We start from the raw sequence: 14952 nt of genomic DNA, 5'->3' as shown, positions 1-14952 counted from the left end.
CTACCGGAACCAGCGAGCGGCGGCCGCCTCCAGCGACTCCGGATCCGGATCGGGTCCGCCGGCCCAGGCGACCACGCCGTCCGGCCGTACCAGGACGGCCCCGAAGCCGAGGCCGCCGCCGACCTGGCCGACCCCGCCTCGTCGCCGACGGGGTGAGCCGCCTTCGCGCGATCTCGGAAAGTCGTACCGGGAACCCTCCCGGCGGGTCGGCCATACATTCCTCCGGTCGTCACGAACCGGATCCGTTGTGGCCGGTCAGCAGAATCGGAGGGATTTCCATGACAGGCAGGAACAGTCTCAGGAAGGCCGTCGTCGGCGCGGCGGTCGTCGCCGGCCTCGTCGGCGGAGCCGCCGTTCCGGCCGCGGCGTCGGCAGCCGCTCCGGCGGACGTGCAGATCAGTGCGTGCGGCTTCTGGGTCAACGCGCAGGGGTGGGCGTTCTACACCCACTGCACGGGCAGCGTGTACACGATCGTGCAGGTGAAAGTCGTGACCAGGAGCGGCCCCGGCTCCCTCATCTGTGTCCGGCCCGGCACGGTCGGGCTCGGCCCGAACAGCGTGGTGAGCAACGCCTACTACACGGGCAGGCTTTGCTGAACAGCCGGTGTCGCGGGTGCGTCGCGTGCCGGCGCACCCGCGCAGGCGGGTGTTGCGTACCGGGTCTGACGGAGACTTCGCGCCCGAGGCGGAGGGTGGGCGACAGCGTCGTGCCGCCACCCATCGCTTCTGATCGGTGCTGCGGGATCGTCCTGGCGGAGGCCTGAACATCATATCGACTGGTTACGATGTGATGAGGCCCACGCGGGGAGAGCGAATCGTGCAGACGGAGCGACTTGTCGCCAACAGGTACCGGCTGGAGGAACAGATCGGCTCCGGCGGCGGCGGAGTCGTGTGGCGGGCCGTCGACGAACGCCTCGGCAGGCCGGTCGCGCTGAAGCGAGCCCTGTCGGGGGACGGGGACCCGCAGCGGTTCCGGCAGCTGGAACGCGAGGCGAAGCTGCTCGCCCAGTTGAACCACCGGCACGTCGTGACGATCCACGACGTGCTGGACGACAACGGTGAGTGCTGGCTGGTCATGGAGTACGTGCCGGCACGGAGCATGGCCGAGTTGGACGTCGTCGCACCCCGGCAGGCGGCGAAGCTGGGCGCGCAGATCGCCGATGCGCTCGCGGCGGTGCACGCGAAGGGGATCCTGCATCGCGACATCAAGCCCGGAAACGTCCTCATGATCTCCGACGACGAGGTGAAGCTCGCCGACTTCGGCATCTCCCGCGACGCCGCGGGTGACACGACCGTGACCTGCCCGGGTCTGCTCACCGGGTCACCAGGGTACGTGGCGCCGGAGGTGGCCAACGGCGCCGCGCCGACGGCGGCGTCCGACGTGTTCTCGCTGGCATCCACGCTGTTCGCCGTCGTCGAGGGGGAGTCGCCGGTCGGGTCGGCGACCGACGGTATGCGGCTGCGCCTTCGGCGGGCCGCCAACGGCGCCATCGCCTCGCCGCGCCGGAGCGGCGAGCTCACGCCGGTGCTGGAGCGCATGCTCCGGGTCGACGCCGGACAGCGTCCCACCGCGGCCGAGGCACACGAGATCCTCGCGGACATCGCCGGCGTGCGGCCGGCCCGGCACGAGCCACACCCGAGGTTCGCGGGGCGCCGCAGGCTTCTCGTGACCGCCGGGGTGCTGGTCACCGTCGCGGCGGCGGCGAGCGGCATCGTGTTCATCGACGAGTCCGGGACACCGACGGGGCCTGTGCCCACGGGGCCTGTGCTGGGCGCCGATCAGCGTACCGCCGATCCCTGCTCGCTGATCCGTGACGCTGCTCTGGAACCGTTCGGCGATCCCAACCTGGTCTCCGACGATTCCGGGTTCAACCAGTGCAACGTGATCGTCAAGAAGGACCGGAAAGAGGCGAACCTCCTGGCGTTGATCGACCGTACTCCCGGCGAGCAGTCGCCCGTGCGGGCGCAGGACAGGGGGCGGTACCGGCTCGTGGACGAACCGGCGGGTGAGGGATCCTGCGCGCGCCGGATGCTGTTGCCCGAACGCTACGAGATCCGGATCGAGGTGACCAGGGCACACCTGATCGGCGCCGACGCGTGCGCCATGACCGACGCCGCCGTCCGGAGCGCCGACGAGGTGATCACCAGAGGACCGGTTCCGGAGCGCCGACCCGGCAACCCGACGTTGCGGCCGGACTCCTTCAGCAGGGCGGACGCCTGCCGGGCCAAGGACTCGCCGTCGTTCCCCGACCGGCCCGGGATCGACCGGGAGAACCCGGAGGTCGGCTTCGGGCGGTGGAAGTGCACCTGGACCGATCCCGCCGACGGGATCCTCTACCGGCTGCGCTTCACCCGGGCCAAGCCGTTGGTCACGTCCGGCGCGACGAGGATGACGATCGACGGGCGGTATTCCGTGATCGGTTATCCCGGAGACGCGCCCGGCGACGACACGTGTGAGGTCGAGGCGCACAACTTCACCTACGTGGACGCGTACGGCTTCGACAAGGACGAGGTGTTGGAAGCCACTGTCGTCGGCAGGAACCTGTCGCCGGAGGAGCGGTGCCTGCTCGCGACCCGGCTCGCCACCGCCTTCTTCCCGCCACGGTGACGCGGGAACCCTCCCGCGGATCCCGGGCAGGCTGACGGACACGCTGCACACACGACGTGCCAGGAGACGGACATGCGACAGGAACGGCCGAACGCGCTCCCGGCGAACCACCACAGCCTCGCCCTCGGAGTCCCCGCCGCCGTTGCGCCCGGCATACTGCACGTGCTGGCGGCGACCGGTGGCACGACCGCCGGATCCAAGGAGGGGCGGACCGTCCTCTTCGGGCGGAGCCGGCCGGATGTGCACGTGTGCGTCGGCGAGGACGACCTGCGCATCAGCAGGACGCACGGGGCGCTCACCTGTCGCGGTGACCGCTGGTGGATCAGCACGCTGGGTCACCTTCCGCTTCGGCTGCCCGGCTCGCGCCTGTTGTTCCGGCAGGACGAGCCGATCCCGTTGCCGACGGGGTACACCCCGCTGTTCGTCCGCGGCTCACACGAGCGACTGCACCTGCTCGAAGTCCACGTGCAACCCAGGGACGGCAGCCGGCCACCGGCCGACCACGACGCGCCGACCAGACCTCCGCGTACGTGGCATCTGACCTCGGTGGAGAAGCGCGTGGTCGTCGTGCTCGCCCAGCGGTACCTCCTGCACGAACGCCACCCCATCCCGCTGTCCTGGCGCCAGGTCGCGGAACACCTCAACGAGATCCGGCCGGACGACGACTGGAACCACAAGAAGGTCGAGCGCGTCGTCACCGAGGTGCGCAACCGGCTGAGCGGCAACGGTGTCGCCGGCCTGACCCGGAAGGAGGTCGGCGAGCCCATCGGGAACACGCTGAACCACAACCTCATCCGCGAACTGATGGAGAGCACCACCCTCGTGCCACCCGACCTGCGCATCCTCGACCACGACGGCTGAGGCGTCAGCGAGTCGTATAGATTGTCGTACGTCGATCTACGGAGGTAATGTGCGATCACTGACGCTCGTCGTCGCCACCACGATTGCCCTGGCCGCGGTGGCGACGCCCGCCTCGGCTCACGAACCGGGCCCGACCACCGGCCCATGTCAGTACACACCCACGCCCGACGAGCCGGCCGCGCGACCGGTGCCGTTGCCGGGCGACCCACGCCGAACGCCCGATCGGGGCACCGTCCGCGTGGTGCTGCGCACGAACCTGGGGCAGATCCCCCTGGTCCTCGACCGGGCCGCCGCGCCGTGCACGGTCCAGAGCTTCCTGCACCTGGCGCGGCACCGGTTCTACGACCGGACCGTCTGTCACCGGCTCACCGCGTACCCCACCCTGAAGGTCCTGCAGTGCGGGGACCCGAGCGGCACCGGCGAGGGCGGCCCCGGATACCGCTACCGCGACGAGTTGCCCACCGACCTCCCACCGGCGCCGACCGACCCGACCGGTGTGCGCCGGCTCTACGCCCGCGGGGTGCTGGCGATGGCGAACGCGGGCCCCGACACGAACGGCAGCCAGTTCTTCCTGGTGTACGGCGATTCCGCGCTGCGCCCCAACTACTCGATCTTCGGGCAGGTGACCGCGCCCGGCTTGACGACGCTCGACAAGGTCGCGGCCGGGGGCATCGAACCGACCACGGACGACCCGGCGCCGGTCGACGGGACGCCGGCTCTGCGTACCGAGATCCGCAAGGTCCGCGTCAATCACTGACCTGGGCCGAAAGGCGCCGTCCGCACCGGGTGACGGCGTCTTTCGCCCGGTCAGGCCGCTGCCGTCCGGCGGTCGTCAGCCGACGCGACGCGGGATCCACCGGGCAGCAACGCGGCCAGCGCCACCATCACGGCCGCCACGATCACGATGCCGACGAAGATGCGATGTACGGCTGTCGTCAGCCCCGCCGCCGTCGGCGCCCCCGAGCCGAGCACCGCGTTCGCGACCGCCCCGAAGATCGCCACGCCGAGAGCGCTGCCGAGGGAGCGCAGGAAGATGTTGTTCGCGGTGACCACACCGCGTTCCGCCCAGCCGACGCTGGACTGCGCCGCGATCAGCGTCGGCGACGCCGTGAGACCCATGCCCAAGCCGATGATCAGGCAGAAGGCCGCCACCGCGAGGACGCTGGAGTCCCGCCCGAGCAGGAGCAGCAGCGCGGACCCGAGCAACACCAGCGCGGTGCCGACGAGCGCGCACACCCGGAAGCCGAAGCGCAGGTAGATCCGGCCGGCCTGACTTGCCGACACCGGCCAGCCCAGGGTGAGCGCGGCGAGCGCCAGCCCGGCGACGAGCGGCCCGGCGCCGAGCACCCCCTGTGCGAAGGTCGGCACATACGAGCTGAGGGCCATCAGGATGGCGCCGATACCCACCGAGAGCTGCCCGCTCGTCACCAGCAGACGGCGGCGGAACATCCAGAGCGGCAGGACCGGCTCGGCCGCGGTGCGCTCCACGAAACCGAACGCGACAAGCATCGACGCGCCGAGCCCGAGGATCGCGACGCTGATCGGAGAGGACCAGCTCCAGGCCTGGCCGCCTTCCAGGACACCGAGCACGAGCAGCGTCAGCCCGACGGTGAGCAGGACCGAGCCCCTGTAGTCGATCACCGGGCGCCCGCGGTCGCGCTGCTCGTGGAACTTACGCATGATCATCCAGGCGGCCAGCAGGCACAGCGGGATGTTCACGAAGAAGATCCAGCGCCAGCTCACGTACTCGCTGAAGACGCCGCCCAGGGTCGGGCCGACGACCGAGGAGACGCCCCAGACGCTCGCGATGTAGCCCTGGACCTGGGCGCGCTCCTCGACCGAGTAGAGATCACCGACGATCGTGATGGTGGTCGGCTGGATCGCCCCGGCACCCAGGCCCTGCACGACGCGGAACGCGATGAGCACCCACATGTTCCACGCCGCGCCGCAGAAGACCGAACCGAGCAGGAACAGCGCGATGCCGAACAGGATCACCGGTTTGCGGCCGAACAGGTCGTTGAGCTTCCCGTACACCGGCACCGACACGGCCTGGGCCAGCAGGTAGATCGAGAAGAGCCAGGGAAACTCGTGGAAACCGCCGATGTCACGAACCACCGACGGCACCGCGGTCGCGATGATCGTCGAGTCGATCGCGATGAGCCCGGTCGCGAGCATCATCGCGCCCAGCACCGCACCGCGGTCCCCGCGCAGGCCAAGTCTGTTGTCCGCCATTTCTGCCACCCTAAACCCGTGCCCGCGCGGGTGCCCGGTGGCGGTGTCAGCTCCCGGTCGGGTACGGCTTGGCAGCCGCTGTCCCCAGGGTCATGAAGGCGGGCAGGTTGAGACTCCAGAAAGACGCCATGCAGCTGTACGCGGGGAAGAACCCACTGCACGAGGAGCCGCTGGGGCCGACCTCGATGGTGTATCCGGGCACCCCCAGCGTGCCGTAGATCCAGTCGTCGGTGGCACCGGGCGCGAAGTAGTTCAGACCGCCGTCGCCGTGCACGACCGTGTACCTGTTGGACTTCGCCATGTTCGTGGCGATCGTCTTGAGGTCGGCGTTGTTCGGCGCGAGCGAGTTCGTCCAGCCGTAGGGGTAGATGTTCAACTCGGCGTAACTGTGCAGTGTGAGGAAGGTGCCGGTGGTGGCGGTCGTCGCCGCCGAGAAGTCGGCGGCCGGCTTGGTGTCGCGGTAGATGCTCGCCAGGAGGCTTTGAATCGCCCGCGTCTCCGGCTCGCTGGCCGCACTCGCGCCGGGATAGGTCTCGGTGCACTTGGTGCCCTGGTTGACGTCCCAGTGGTAACTCGAGTTCCGGTTGAGGTCGACTCCCAGCCCGGTGCCGGAGCACCCGTTGTCGTGGGCGTTCTTGCGTTGGGAGACGGGCCGCGTCGCGTTCGACGAGACGATGTCGACGCCGTCCGGGTTGGCGATCGGGATGACCCACAGCTCGGTCGTGTCCATGAGCGTCGTCACGGCACCGACCTTGCCGTAGTTGCCCACCAGGTAGTCGATCCACATGTACGCGAGCTCGCCGGTGGCCAGTTCGCGCGCGTGCATCTGGGCCATCAGCGTGAACTTCGGTTTCGACCCGGTGGTGTTCAACGCGCAGTCACCGGTGGTGATCTTCGTGATGCACAGGGCCTGGATGTCGTGACCGCCCCGGTTCTGGGTCTTCAGCCATGACTGGCCGATGGTCTTCAGGACTGCCAGCTCCGGGTGGGCCGTCGCGACCTGCTGGTTGTGGGTCTCGTGCGCGGCCGCGGTGTGATAGCCGCCGTAGTAGGTGCCGGCCGCGGCCTGCACCGACACCGGAACCGGCTGGTAGAGCGGTCCGGTGTACCGCACGCTCAGGCCGTCGCGCCGTAGCCGCTGGGCTTGAGCCGCGGTCGCCAGGATCGGCGCCCCGTCTCGCGACAGTCCCTCCATGACGTCGTAGCCACGCTTGCTGAGGTCGTCGGCCAGCTCACCCACGGCGATGGTGGGCGAGGCCACCACCCAGTAGCCCGGTTCGCCGGTGTCCGGCCCGGCCGCGGTCGCGCTGCCGGGCGTCATGAGCCCCGCAGAGATCAGCAGGAGCATCGTGGTCGTCACTGCGGCCGCCGGCCGGCGCGCCCGTGATCGCCGGAAGTACGGGAACCTGGTCATCGGCACCTCGGTCGTGGGATGGCCGGTGTCACCGAGCACCGACCGCTACCGATTCACATTCATCGATGCATCTGCGGCCGTCAACATGCCGATGTGGTCATATCTGTGCCGCAACGTACCAGCGCGATCAATCGGTGCCTGGCTGCGTGCGCCCGCTCACCGACGGTCATTCTTTGCGCAAGATGTGGCACTCAAGATCAAAACGATTAGCATGCGTCTCCGTGACCACACCGGAAGACATCCTCGCCACCACCGCCTGGGGGGATCTGGAAGACGCCTACGGTTCCGCGGAGGACCTGCCCGGCCTGTTGCAGCCGCTCCTCAACGGGGAGACGGCCGGCTTCGCCGCGGCCATGCACACCCTGACCTGGAACCTGACCCACCAGGGCAACCTCTACTCGGCCACGCTGCCGGCGGCGCGGTACGTCGTCGCAGTCCTGACCGATCCGCGCACCAAAGCGGGCAAGGCGGCCATGCTGAGCTGGCTGAACGTGCTTGCCGGCAGCGCCATCGAGTTCGAGGAGTTCGACAACGAGCCGGACGCCGACGCCGTCCGCGAGGCGATCCCGTCCTTCTATCCGGCGGTCGCCGCAAACTTCGAACACCCCAACCCGGTGGTACGAGTGGCCGCCCGCCGCGCCGCCCTCACCATGCTCGACCGCCCCGGCCTGGAGCACGAGCGCGCCGCAGCGGCCCCGCACCTGCTCGCCGAGCCCGAACTGCTGACCGACTCCGAACAGGGCGTGGTCCGCGCCGCCGTCGCCGGGTGGGAGGCCTGACCCGGGGCCGCGCAGTGGCCGTCCCGCACCTCCACCCCTGACGGGCGTCCTGGTGGAACAAGGCCAGATCGCCGTCGCGAAGGAATTCCCGCATCGCCGCCCGGGCACCGTGCCGCTGGCGGTCCGGAACATGGTGCCGGGCCGGAGATCTGCTCAATCACGTCGGGACCGTCGTCATGTAATCGCTTGACCTCGAAAACAGGTAGCCCCCACCACAATCATCACTTGAGTGGATGACTCTGGTGGGGGCTAACGTGTCCGAGGGGGGACTTGAACCCCCACGCCCGATAAAGGGCACTAGCACCTCAAGCTAGCGCGTCTGCCATTCCGCCACCCGGACCTGCCTGCATAAGCTAACAAACGCTGACCGCCGGGTTTCACGGTGGGGTCAGGTCGGTCGGCTCGGTGTCTCTGAGGCGTTCGAGGCCGTCGAGGATCAGGTCGAGGCCGAACGTGATGTCGGGGTCGCCGGGGTGGTGGCCCTCGGCGACCTGCCGGGTCAGCTCGGCCATGTGTGGGTAGCGGTCGCCGGCCAGCAGGTGCTGGTGGGCGGAGGCGGTCTCCGCGTAGTCGGCGGGCGCTATCGGGAAGGCCAGGCGGCGCAGGGTGTAGCCGTACACATAACTGTCCATGGTGTTCCAGGCGTAGTCGGCGAGTCTCCAGGAGAATCCGGCGCCGCGAAGCGCTCCCAGGGTGAAATCGATGTAGCGCAGCATCGACGGGCCCGTGTTGGTGCGGGACATCAGCAGCGGCGGAGCCCATGGGTGGAGGCTGAACACGCGGAACGCGGCCACGCCACGGTGGCGCATCGCTGCTTTCCAGTCGCCCGGTCGCTCGGGCAGATCGATCTCGCTGACGACCATGTCGAGAATCCCGTCGAGGACGGCGTCCTTATTGGCGACGTGCCGGTAGAGCGACATGGCCTCCACGCCGAGGTGCCGACCCAGGTGGCGCATCGTCAGCGCATCGGTGCCGCCGGAATCGGCCAGCGAGAGGGCGGCCTGCAGCACGCGCCGCGTGCTGAGCGGTGCTCGTGAGGTTGGCATCTTTTCGGTTCTCCGGTGAGTTGCGGGACGGCCCGACCATACCGCAAACTTGCTTACAGCGTAAGCTTACGTCGTAAGCGGGAGGCGGGAGATCATGAAAGCGCTGGTGCAGAGCAGGTATGGGTCACCGGGCGGAGTCGCCCTGCGCGAGGTGCCCCAGCCGGTGCCAAGTCGTGACGAGCTCCTGGTCCGGGTGCAGGCGGCGGGCCTCAATGCCGCCGACCGGTTCCTGCTGCGCGGCGAGCCGTTCGCCATCCGCGCCCTGGCCGGCGGCCTCCGAAGACCGCGGCCCGGATTCATCGTCGGCCGGGCCCTCGCCGGGCGGGTCGAAGCGGTCGGCGACGACGTCCGCGACTTCACGCCCGGCGACGAGGTGCTGGCCGAGGCCACCAGCGCCATCGGGGAGTATGCCGTCGTCCCGGCCGGCCTGGCCGCGCGAAAACCGGTCGGCGTCACCTTCGCCGAGGCCGCCGCGCTTCCGATCGCGGGCAGCACCGCGCTGGCCGGTGTCCGCCGTGTCGCAGGCGGGCAGCGGTTCCTCGTCACAGGCGCGTCGGGCGGCATCGGCACCTTCGCCGTGCAACTCGCCGTCGCCACAGGAGCGATCGTCACCGGAGTCTGCGCCGAGCGCAACGCCGCGCTGGTCCGCAAGCTCGGCGCCGAGCACATCATCGACTATCAGAAGACCGAGGGCCGCGACCTGGGCTCGGCGGGGGAGCGGTTCGACGTGATCCTCGACCTGGCCGGCAACTATCCGGTGGCCGCACTTCGGCGAGTCCTCGACCCCGGCGGCACACTGCTGCTCTCGGTCGGCACCGGCGGCCGATGGCTCGGTCCGGCCCGCCGCATGGTGAAAGCCCTGATCACCGGCCGCAGCCAGGTGCGCCCGCTCACCGTCCGCCCGAACCCCCAGGATCTCTCCGAGCTGGCGGCCATGGTCGCCACCGGCCGGATCCGCCCGGTCATCGACGACATCTACCGGCTCGACGAGGCCCCCGCCGCCCTGGACCGTCTCGACCGCGGCTGGGTCGCTGGCAAGATCATCGTGGCGGTCGCCGAATGACCACCGCTGATGCCAGCGTTGAAACCCCAACAAACGTCCCTTGCGGCTATGGGTGAGCGCCGCTCCCCACCATCCAGCACCGTCGCGTGCGCCCGGTTCAGTCGACGGGGTGGCGGGGGCGGATCGTGCCGCGCTGGGTGGGTCTCGGTTCAGTCGACGGGGTGGCGGGGTCGGATGATGCCGCGCCGGGTGGTCTCGGTTCAGCTGACGGGGTGGCAGGGCCGGAACGTGCCACTCGACGTTGTTTCGTGGGGGCGGGTCAGCCGATCGCGTAGCGGAGCCGGATCGTGCCGCGCCGGGTGGTCTCGGTTCAGCTGACGGGGTGGCGGGGCCGGATCGTGCCACTCGACGTTGTTTCGTGGGGGCGGGTCAGCCGATCGCGTAGCGGAGCCGGACCACGCCACCCGCCCACGACTCCGAGGAGGTGAGCCGCAGCGGCAGTGGAGCCGCGCCCGGTGCCAGCAGGGGAGTGCCGGCACCGAGCGCGATCGGCGCGACGAACAGTTCCAGCTCGTCCACTTCGCCGGCGGCGAGCAGGGCACGCATCACGCTGACGCTGCCCCAGACGATGATCCGGGCGCCGGCGGCCCGCTGCGCCCGGACGTGATCGACCGGATCGGGCACCACCCGTGCCGGCGCGTGCTCACCCCACGTCGCCGCTGTCAGCGTTGTCGAGCAGACCGTCTTGGGCAGGCGTTCACCAGTTCGGCCATCGGCTCGTCGACAGCGGTCGGCCAGAATTCGGCGAACGCCTCATAGGTTCGCCGGCCCAGCAGCACCTCGTCGATGTCGGCGAGCAGCGCGGCGTTGTGAGTCTCCGAGCCGGTGAAGTCGGAGACCGCGGCCAGCACGTCAGCTTCGCCGTTGACACCGGCGACGAAACCGTCCACGGAGGTCCACTGTTGTGCGAGCAGTCCGCTCACGAGCATCACCTCAATCAAGGCCAACGCCGACGATATCCGTGACCGGGCCTACCGGCATCCGGAGCGGCCGATACTGGAATGATCCGGAGGTGACCGCCTACATCTCTCACACCACCGTCGACTGCGCCAACGCGTTCGCCCTGTCCCGGTGGTGGCAGACTGTTCTCGACTACACCGAGGATCCCGACGACCCGAACGAGCCCGGCCACGAGGAGTGCCTGATCTCCTCGCGGGACGGCCATCACCGGGTGCTGTTCATCGAGGTTCCGGACACCAAGCAGGTCAAGAACCGTATTCACTTCGACCTGCGGCCGGCTGACGGCACCCGCGACAGCGAGCTCGCCCGGTTGATCTCGCTCGGTGCCACGGAGATCTCCGACCTCCGCAAGCCGGACGGCACCGGCTGGGTCGTCCTCGGCGATCCGGAGGGCAATGAGTTCTGCATCCTGCGCAGCGAGGCCGAAATGGCGGGGTAGGGGAGTCGAGCGGCCCCAGCGGGAGAGTCGGCGTGGCGATCGGGTGGGTCACCGCCGGCCTCGGTCGCGTGGTGGGGTCGGGTCGTTGTACGAGCCGAGCGGTCCCTGGTGCAGTTTGCCGTCCGGGTACGGCCACGGGTTCGCCGTGCACCCGTGCAGACCGAGGGTCTGCTGCTGCATCACCGGCGCCGGCCCGCCACGGCGCGGGCACCGTTGATGCGACTCGCCGAGCCGATGACCGACCTCGTGGTTGATCACGTACTGCTGGTAGACCGTCAGCGGCGCACCGTACCGTGGAACGCCTTTGACCCACCGGGCCACATTGATCACGACGTTGGCGCCGTTGCGGCAGGACGTGTATCCGTCGGCGCCGTCGCAGAGCGCGTCCCTGGTCCCGGGGGTGGCGAGGCGAACGACGAAATCGGCGCTCTGGCCCGGCCCGACCCTGCGGAAACGGTACTGTTCGCCGGCCGTCCAGCTTCGCGGATCCTCCAGTGTGGTGGTCACCTTCTCGGCGAAGGTGTCCGCGGTCACCCCTTCGATGCCACGTTCGACAGCGACGCGATACCGCATGACCAGGCCCTCGCTTCCGGCCGGGGCGTCCTTCTGCCGTGCCGCCTCGACCCAGGTTCCCTGCCCCTCGGCCGGGTAGGTGATGCGATCCGGGGTGGCGGCCCTGGCCCGGGGCTGCGGCACGGACGCCGGCTTGGATGCGGCCGCGGCCGGTGGGGACGGGGCCTCCCGGAACAGCGGCCGGGGAACGGTGCCGAACACGGCGAGGGTCGTCGCCGCGGTCACGACTGCGGCAAGGATTATCCACAGGTACGCCCGTGATCTCATTACGCTCCGTTCGCAGGGTTCTTCGCATCCCTGACGATCAAGAGCCTTCTGAGGTTGGCCAGGAGGGCGACGAAGCGCCGGGTCGGCCGGGGCGAGGAGGTGCCGGGCCAGCCGTTACGGCCCTCGGCGTCGGCCGCGACCCGGGGGCGGGCCGCCCGATGCCGGCCTCGCCCTGGAGTCAAACCGTGAGAGGGCCGCTCGGTGTCGGCCTCGTCCTGGAGTCAAACCGTGAGAGGGCCGCTCGGTGTCGGCCTCGTCCTGGAGTCAAACCGTGAGAGGGCCGCTCGGTGTCGGCCTCGTCCTGGAGTCAAACCGTGAGAGGGCCGCTCGGTGTCGGCCGTGACACGATCTCGGTGATCGCTGATATCGGCTGCACCGCCGGAGTCGTGCTCCGCGACGGCGCCCGACACGACGCCACCCCCGGCGTGAACGTCTTACCGCAGTTGACCGGCGGACGACGGCGCCACCCAACTGGCCAGCAGCCGCAGACGTTCCTCATCGGCGGACCCGGGCTCGGCGGTGCACACGTTCATCATCTGCCCCTCCTGCACCGAGATCGGCAGATGCATCGCGTGGTAGGCCAGTGTCAACGGCCCGGCGAACGGATGCCGGAACACCTTCGGCCCACGGTAGTTGATCACGATGTGGTGAGCCTGCCAGCGAGCGCGGAACTCCCCGCTGGCCTCGGACAACTCTGCGACGAGATCGTGCAGCGCCTGATCGCAGTGGGCCCGGCCGACCTCGGTGCGCAGCAGACCGACCAGAACATCGGCCGTCGCCTCCCACTTGCCGTGGAAGTCCCGCGCCCCGGGGGAGAGGAAGTGGTAGCGGGCCATGTTGGGGTGCACACCTGCGGCGCCCGGCCCGAAACTGTGCGGGCTCTCGAGCAGTGGCGAGTACAGCGCGCGGCCGAGTGGGTTGACCGCCAGCACGTCCAGGTGCCTGCTGGTCACCCAGGCGGCGGAGAGCGTCATGCTGTCCAGCAGCCACTGCACGCTCGCCGGCAGCTCCGCCACCGCGGCAGCCTCGGCCCGGCAGTCCCGCATGGAGCTGCCTGGCGTCTCGGCCCGGGCGGCCCGGGCCATGTCGAACAGGTAGATCCGCTCTTCGTCATCGAGGCGCAGCGCCCGTGCCACGGCCTCCAGGACGTCATACGACACGTCACGGATGTGGCCCTTCTCGAGCCGCGTATACCACTCGGTGCTGACCCCGGCGAGAACCGCGACCTCTTCGCGCCGCAGCCCCGGCACCCGGCGCCGGGTGCCACCGGGCAGCCCGGCCTGGGCCGGGGTGATGCGGGCTCGGCGGCTGATCAGGAACTCACGGACGGCGACGCGGTTGTTCACGCCGCCCACGGTACGTCGGCGACCGCCCGGCAAGGGGGGTGGCGTTTCTACCCCCGATGAGCCGAGCCTGGAACGGCCGCCGGGGCGGGTCTTGCATGGGTGCCACCGGATCCCATTTTCGAGGAGCAGAACCGAAATGCATGCAACCCTGCTGTACGGCGCCGGCGACGTCCGAGTCGAGGACGTTCCCGATCCGCGGCTCGTGCACCCCGCCGATGCCGTGGTCCGGATCACCGCCGCCTGCATCTGCGGCTCCGACCTGTGGCCGTTCGCCACCGGACCGGCCGGTGGCGCTCCCGCCCGGATGGGCCACGAGTTCATCGGTGTGGTCGAGGAGATCGGCGCCGACGTGACCAGCGTTCGCAAGGGCGACCTGGTCGTGGCCCCGTGGGTGTTCAGCGACGGCACCTGCGACTACTGCCGCGAGGGCCTGACCACTTCCTGCGCCCACGGCGGCATCTGGGGCTACGGCGACGCCGACGGGGCGCAGGCGGAGGCCGTCCGTGTGCCGTACGCCGACGGCACCCTGGTCAGGCTGCCCGTCGCCGCCGACTCCGCGTTGATCCCCGGGCTGCTCACCCTCTCCGACGTGTTCGGCACCGGCCACCACGCCGCCGTCCGCGGCGGCGTCACCGCCGGCTCGACCGTCACGGTGATCGGCGACGGCGCCGTCGGGCTGCTGGCCGTGCTGGCCGCCAAACGGCTCGGAGCCGAGCGGATCGTGCTGATGGGACGCCACCGGGCCCGCACCGAAATCGGCCGCGAGTTCGGGGCCACCGACGTGGTCGCGGCACGTGGCGACGAGGGGATCACGGCGGTCCGCGAACTCACCGCCGGACACGGGACCGCGGTCGTCATCGAAGCCGTCGGCACCCGCCCCGCCTACGACCAGGCCGTCGGTGTCGTCCGTAGCGGGGGCACGATCAGCCGGGTCGGCGTCCCGCAGTACGAGGACGCCCCCGTCGGCGTCGGCAGTCTGTTCTTCCGTAACGTCCGCCTGACCGGAGGCGCCGCCCCCACCCGCGCCTACATCGCCGACCTGCTGCCCGACGTCCTCTCCGGCGCGGTCGACCCCGGCCGGGTCTTCGATGTCACCACCGATCTGGCCGGGGTCCCCGACGGCTACCGCCGGATGGCCGCCCGGGAGAGCCTCAAGGTGCTCGTCCGCCCCTGACCGGCAGCGTGGCCGGCAGGGCGTCATGGGCAACGCCGCCGCCCCGGCGATGGCCGAGGTACGCGAGGCCACCGGCGCCGTCATCACGGTCCTCGGGTTCAGCCGGTTCGCCCTCGGCGCCGCCGTCTCCCGCCGGCCGGCCCCGGCGGCGGGGACTCGGCGGTGGCGCCGGCCGTGGTGATGACGGCGGT

General features: G+C 70.2%; 17 protein-coding genes and 1 tRNA gene. 9 read left to right on the top strand and 9 right to left on the bottom strand.

Annotation, left to right across the window (positions count from 1 at the left end):
* Nucleotides 1–93, bottom strand: coding sequence for an aromatic-ring hydroxylase C-terminal domain-containing protein (locus tag BM290_RS51055; protein ID WP_373871045.1), 93 nt, complete (start codon nucleotides 91–93; stop codon nucleotides 1–3).
* 185 nt (nucleotides 94–278) lie between these two features.
* Between BM290_RS51055 and BM290_RS12750 the strand changes: the two genes are divergently transcribed.
* The 4 genes from BM290_RS12750 (at nucleotide 279) to BM290_RS12735 (ending at nucleotide 4225) form a co-directional block, all read left to right on the top strand.
* Nucleotides 279–596 carry a DUF6355 family natural product biosynthesis protein gene (locus BM290_RS12750; RefSeq protein WP_093613370.1) on the top strand — a complete coding sequence of 106 codons (318 nt, stop codon included), beginning with the start codon at nucleotides 279–281 and terminating at the stop codon, nucleotides 594–596.
* Nucleotides 597–816: 220 nt separating this feature from the next.
* Entirely contained in the window at nucleotides 817–2607 is a 1791-nt protein-coding gene (locus tag BM290_RS12745; protein ID WP_177319684.1) for a serine/threonine-protein kinase, read from the top strand.
* 72 nt (nucleotides 2608–2679) lie between these two features.
* Nucleotides 2680–3468, top strand: coding sequence for an FHA domain-containing protein (locus tag BM290_RS12740; protein ID WP_093613366.1), 789 nt, complete (start codon nucleotides 2680–2682; stop codon nucleotides 3466–3468).
* 49 nt (nucleotides 3469–3517) lie between these two features.
* Nucleotides 3518–4225: a peptidylprolyl isomerase gene (locus BM290_RS12735; RefSeq protein ID WP_093613364.1), complete on the top strand. Its 708-nt coding sequence runs from the start codon at nucleotides 3518–3520 to the stop codon at nucleotides 4223–4225.
* 50 nt (nucleotides 4226–4275) lie between these two features.
* Here the strand turns inward: BM290_RS12735 and BM290_RS12730 are convergent, their stop codons facing one another.
* Together BM290_RS12730 and BM290_RS12725 are read right to left on the bottom strand one after the other, a co-directional pair.
* The gene (locus tag BM290_RS12730) at nucleotides 4276–5700 is read right to left on the bottom strand and encodes an MFS transporter (protein WP_093613362.1); all 1425 of its coding nucleotides are present in this window, start codon (nucleotides 5698–5700) and stop codon (nucleotides 4276–4278) included.
* Nucleotides 5701–5746: 46 nt separating this feature from the next.
* Nucleotides 5747–7114 carry a M14 family zinc carboxypeptidase gene (locus BM290_RS12725; protein WP_203779257.1) on the bottom strand — a complete coding sequence of 456 codons (1368 nt, stop codon included), beginning with the start codon at nucleotides 7112–7114 and terminating at the stop codon, nucleotides 5747–5749.
* 221 nt (nucleotides 7115–7335) lie between these two features.
* Between BM290_RS12725 and BM290_RS12720 the strand changes: the two genes are divergently transcribed.
* Nucleotides 7336–7893: a hypothetical protein gene (locus BM290_RS12720; RefSeq protein ID WP_093613360.1), complete on the top strand. Its 558-nt coding sequence runs from the start codon at nucleotides 7336–7338 to the stop codon at nucleotides 7891–7893.
* A 255-nt stretch (nucleotides 7894–8148) separates the two neighbouring features.
* Here the strand turns inward: BM290_RS12720 and BM290_RS12715 are convergent.
* Together BM290_RS12715 and BM290_RS12710 are read right to left on the bottom strand one after the other, a co-directional pair.
* A tRNA-Leu gene (locus tag BM290_RS12715) sits at nucleotides 8149–8233 on the bottom strand.
* Nucleotides 8234–8270: 37 nt separating this feature from the next.
* Complete coding sequence (locus BM290_RS12710) at nucleotides 8271–8939, bottom strand: TetR/AcrR family transcriptional regulator (protein WP_093613358.1); 669 nt, start codon at nucleotides 8937–8939, stop codon at nucleotides 8271–8273.
* A gap of 94 nt (nucleotides 8940–9033) precedes the next feature.
* On the opposite strand from BM290_RS12710, the gene BM290_RS12705 reads away from it, so the two are divergent.
* Entirely contained in the window at nucleotides 9034–10002 is a 969-nt protein-coding gene (locus tag BM290_RS12705) for an NAD(P)-dependent alcohol dehydrogenase (protein WP_093613356.1), read from the top strand.
* Between the two features lie 369 nt (nucleotides 10003–10371).
* Here BM290_RS12705 and BM290_RS12700 read toward each other — a convergent pair whose 3' ends face one another.
* Together BM290_RS12700 and BM290_RS12695 are read right to left on the bottom strand one after the other, a co-directional pair.
* Nucleotides 10372–10626 (bottom strand): dihydrofolate reductase family protein, encoded by a 255-nt coding sequence (locus BM290_RS12700; RefSeq protein WP_239143475.1) that lies wholly within the window; start codon nucleotides 10624–10626, stop codon nucleotides 10372–10374.
* Between the two features lie 38 nt (nucleotides 10627–10664).
* Entirely contained in the window at nucleotides 10665–10925 is a 261-nt protein-coding gene (locus tag BM290_RS12695; protein ID WP_143133726.1) for a dihydrofolate reductase family protein, read from the bottom strand.
* Nucleotides 10926–11014: 89 nt separating this feature from the next.
* Here BM290_RS12695 and BM290_RS12690 point away from each other — a divergent pair, with 89 nt between their 5' ends.
* Nucleotides 11015–11401 carry a VOC family protein gene (locus tag BM290_RS12690; RefSeq protein WP_093613737.1) on the top strand — a complete coding sequence of 129 codons (387 nt, stop codon included), beginning with the start codon at nucleotides 11015–11017 and terminating at the stop codon, nucleotides 11399–11401.
* 48 nt (nucleotides 11402–11449) lie between these two features.
* Here the strand turns inward: BM290_RS12690 and BM290_RS12685 are convergent, their stop codons facing one another.
* Nucleotides 11450–12199 carry a DUF3152 domain-containing protein gene (locus BM290_RS12685; protein ID WP_239143476.1) on the bottom strand — a complete coding sequence of 250 codons (750 nt, stop codon included), beginning with the start codon at nucleotides 12197–12199 and terminating at the stop codon, nucleotides 11450–11452.
* Between the two features lie 476 nt (nucleotides 12200–12675).
* On the bottom strand, nucleotides 12676–13587 hold the full coding sequence (locus BM290_RS12680) for a helix-turn-helix domain-containing protein (RefSeq protein ID WP_177319683.1): 912 nt from the start codon (nucleotides 13585–13587) through the stop codon (nucleotides 12676–12678).
* Nucleotides 13588–13723: 136 nt separating this feature from the next.
* Between BM290_RS12680 and BM290_RS12675 the strand changes: the two genes are divergently transcribed.
* A complete protein-coding gene (locus BM290_RS12675; RefSeq protein WP_093613346.1) occupies nucleotides 13724–14761 on the top strand; it encodes an alcohol dehydrogenase catalytic domain-containing protein in 1038 nt (345 codons plus the stop codon).
* Between the two features lie 25 nt (nucleotides 14762–14786).
* Complete coding sequence (locus tag BM290_RS48270) at nucleotides 14787–14942, top strand: hypothetical protein (protein ID WP_177319682.1); 156 nt, start codon at nucleotides 14787–14789, stop codon at nucleotides 14940–14942.
* The last annotated feature ends 10 nt before the right edge of the window (nucleotides 14943–14952 follow it).

Origin of the sequence: Actinoplanes philippinensis, assembly GCF_900113015.1 — a bacterium.
Classification (GTDB): Bacteria; Actinomycetota; Actinomycetes; order Mycobacteriales; family Micromonosporaceae; genus Actinoplanes; species Actinoplanes philippinensis.
The sequence above is the reverse complement of the archived record's forward strand: the minus strand, read 5'-3'. Positions and strand labels throughout refer to the sequence as shown.

Excerpts from the sequence above, each read along its gene's own strand:
- BM290_RS12730 (WP_093613362.1), bottom strand. The coding sequence starts at position 5,700 with ATGGCGGACAACAGACTTGGCCTGCGCGGGGACCGCGGTGCGGTGCTG.
- BM290_RS12740 (WP_093613366.1), top strand. The coding sequence starts at position 2,680 with ATGCGACAGGAACGGCCGAACGCGCTCCCGGCGAACCACCACAGCCTC.
- BM290_RS12725 (WP_203779257.1), bottom strand. The coding sequence starts at position 7,114 with ATGACCAGGTTCCCGTACTTCCGGCGATCACGGGCGCGCCGGCCGGCG.
- BM290_RS12705 (WP_093613356.1), top strand. The coding sequence starts at position 9,034 with ATGAAAGCGCTGGTGCAGAGCAGGTATGGGTCACCGGGCGGAGTCGCC.
- BM290_RS12675 (WP_093613346.1), top strand. The coding sequence starts at position 13,724 with ATGCATGCAACCCTGCTGTACGGCGCCGGCGACGTCCGAGTCGAGGAC.
- BM290_RS48270 (WP_177319682.1), top strand. The coding sequence starts at position 14,787 with ATGGGCAACGCCGCCGCCCCGGCGATGGCCGAGGTACGCGAGGCCACC.
- BM290_RS12750 (WP_093613370.1), top strand. The coding sequence starts at position 279 with ATGACAGGCAGGAACAGTCTCAGGAAGGCCGTCGTCGGCGCGGCGGTC.
- BM290_RS12710 (WP_093613358.1), bottom strand. The coding sequence starts at position 8,939 with ATGCCAACCTCACGAGCACCGCTCAGCACGCGGCGCGTGCTGCAGGCC.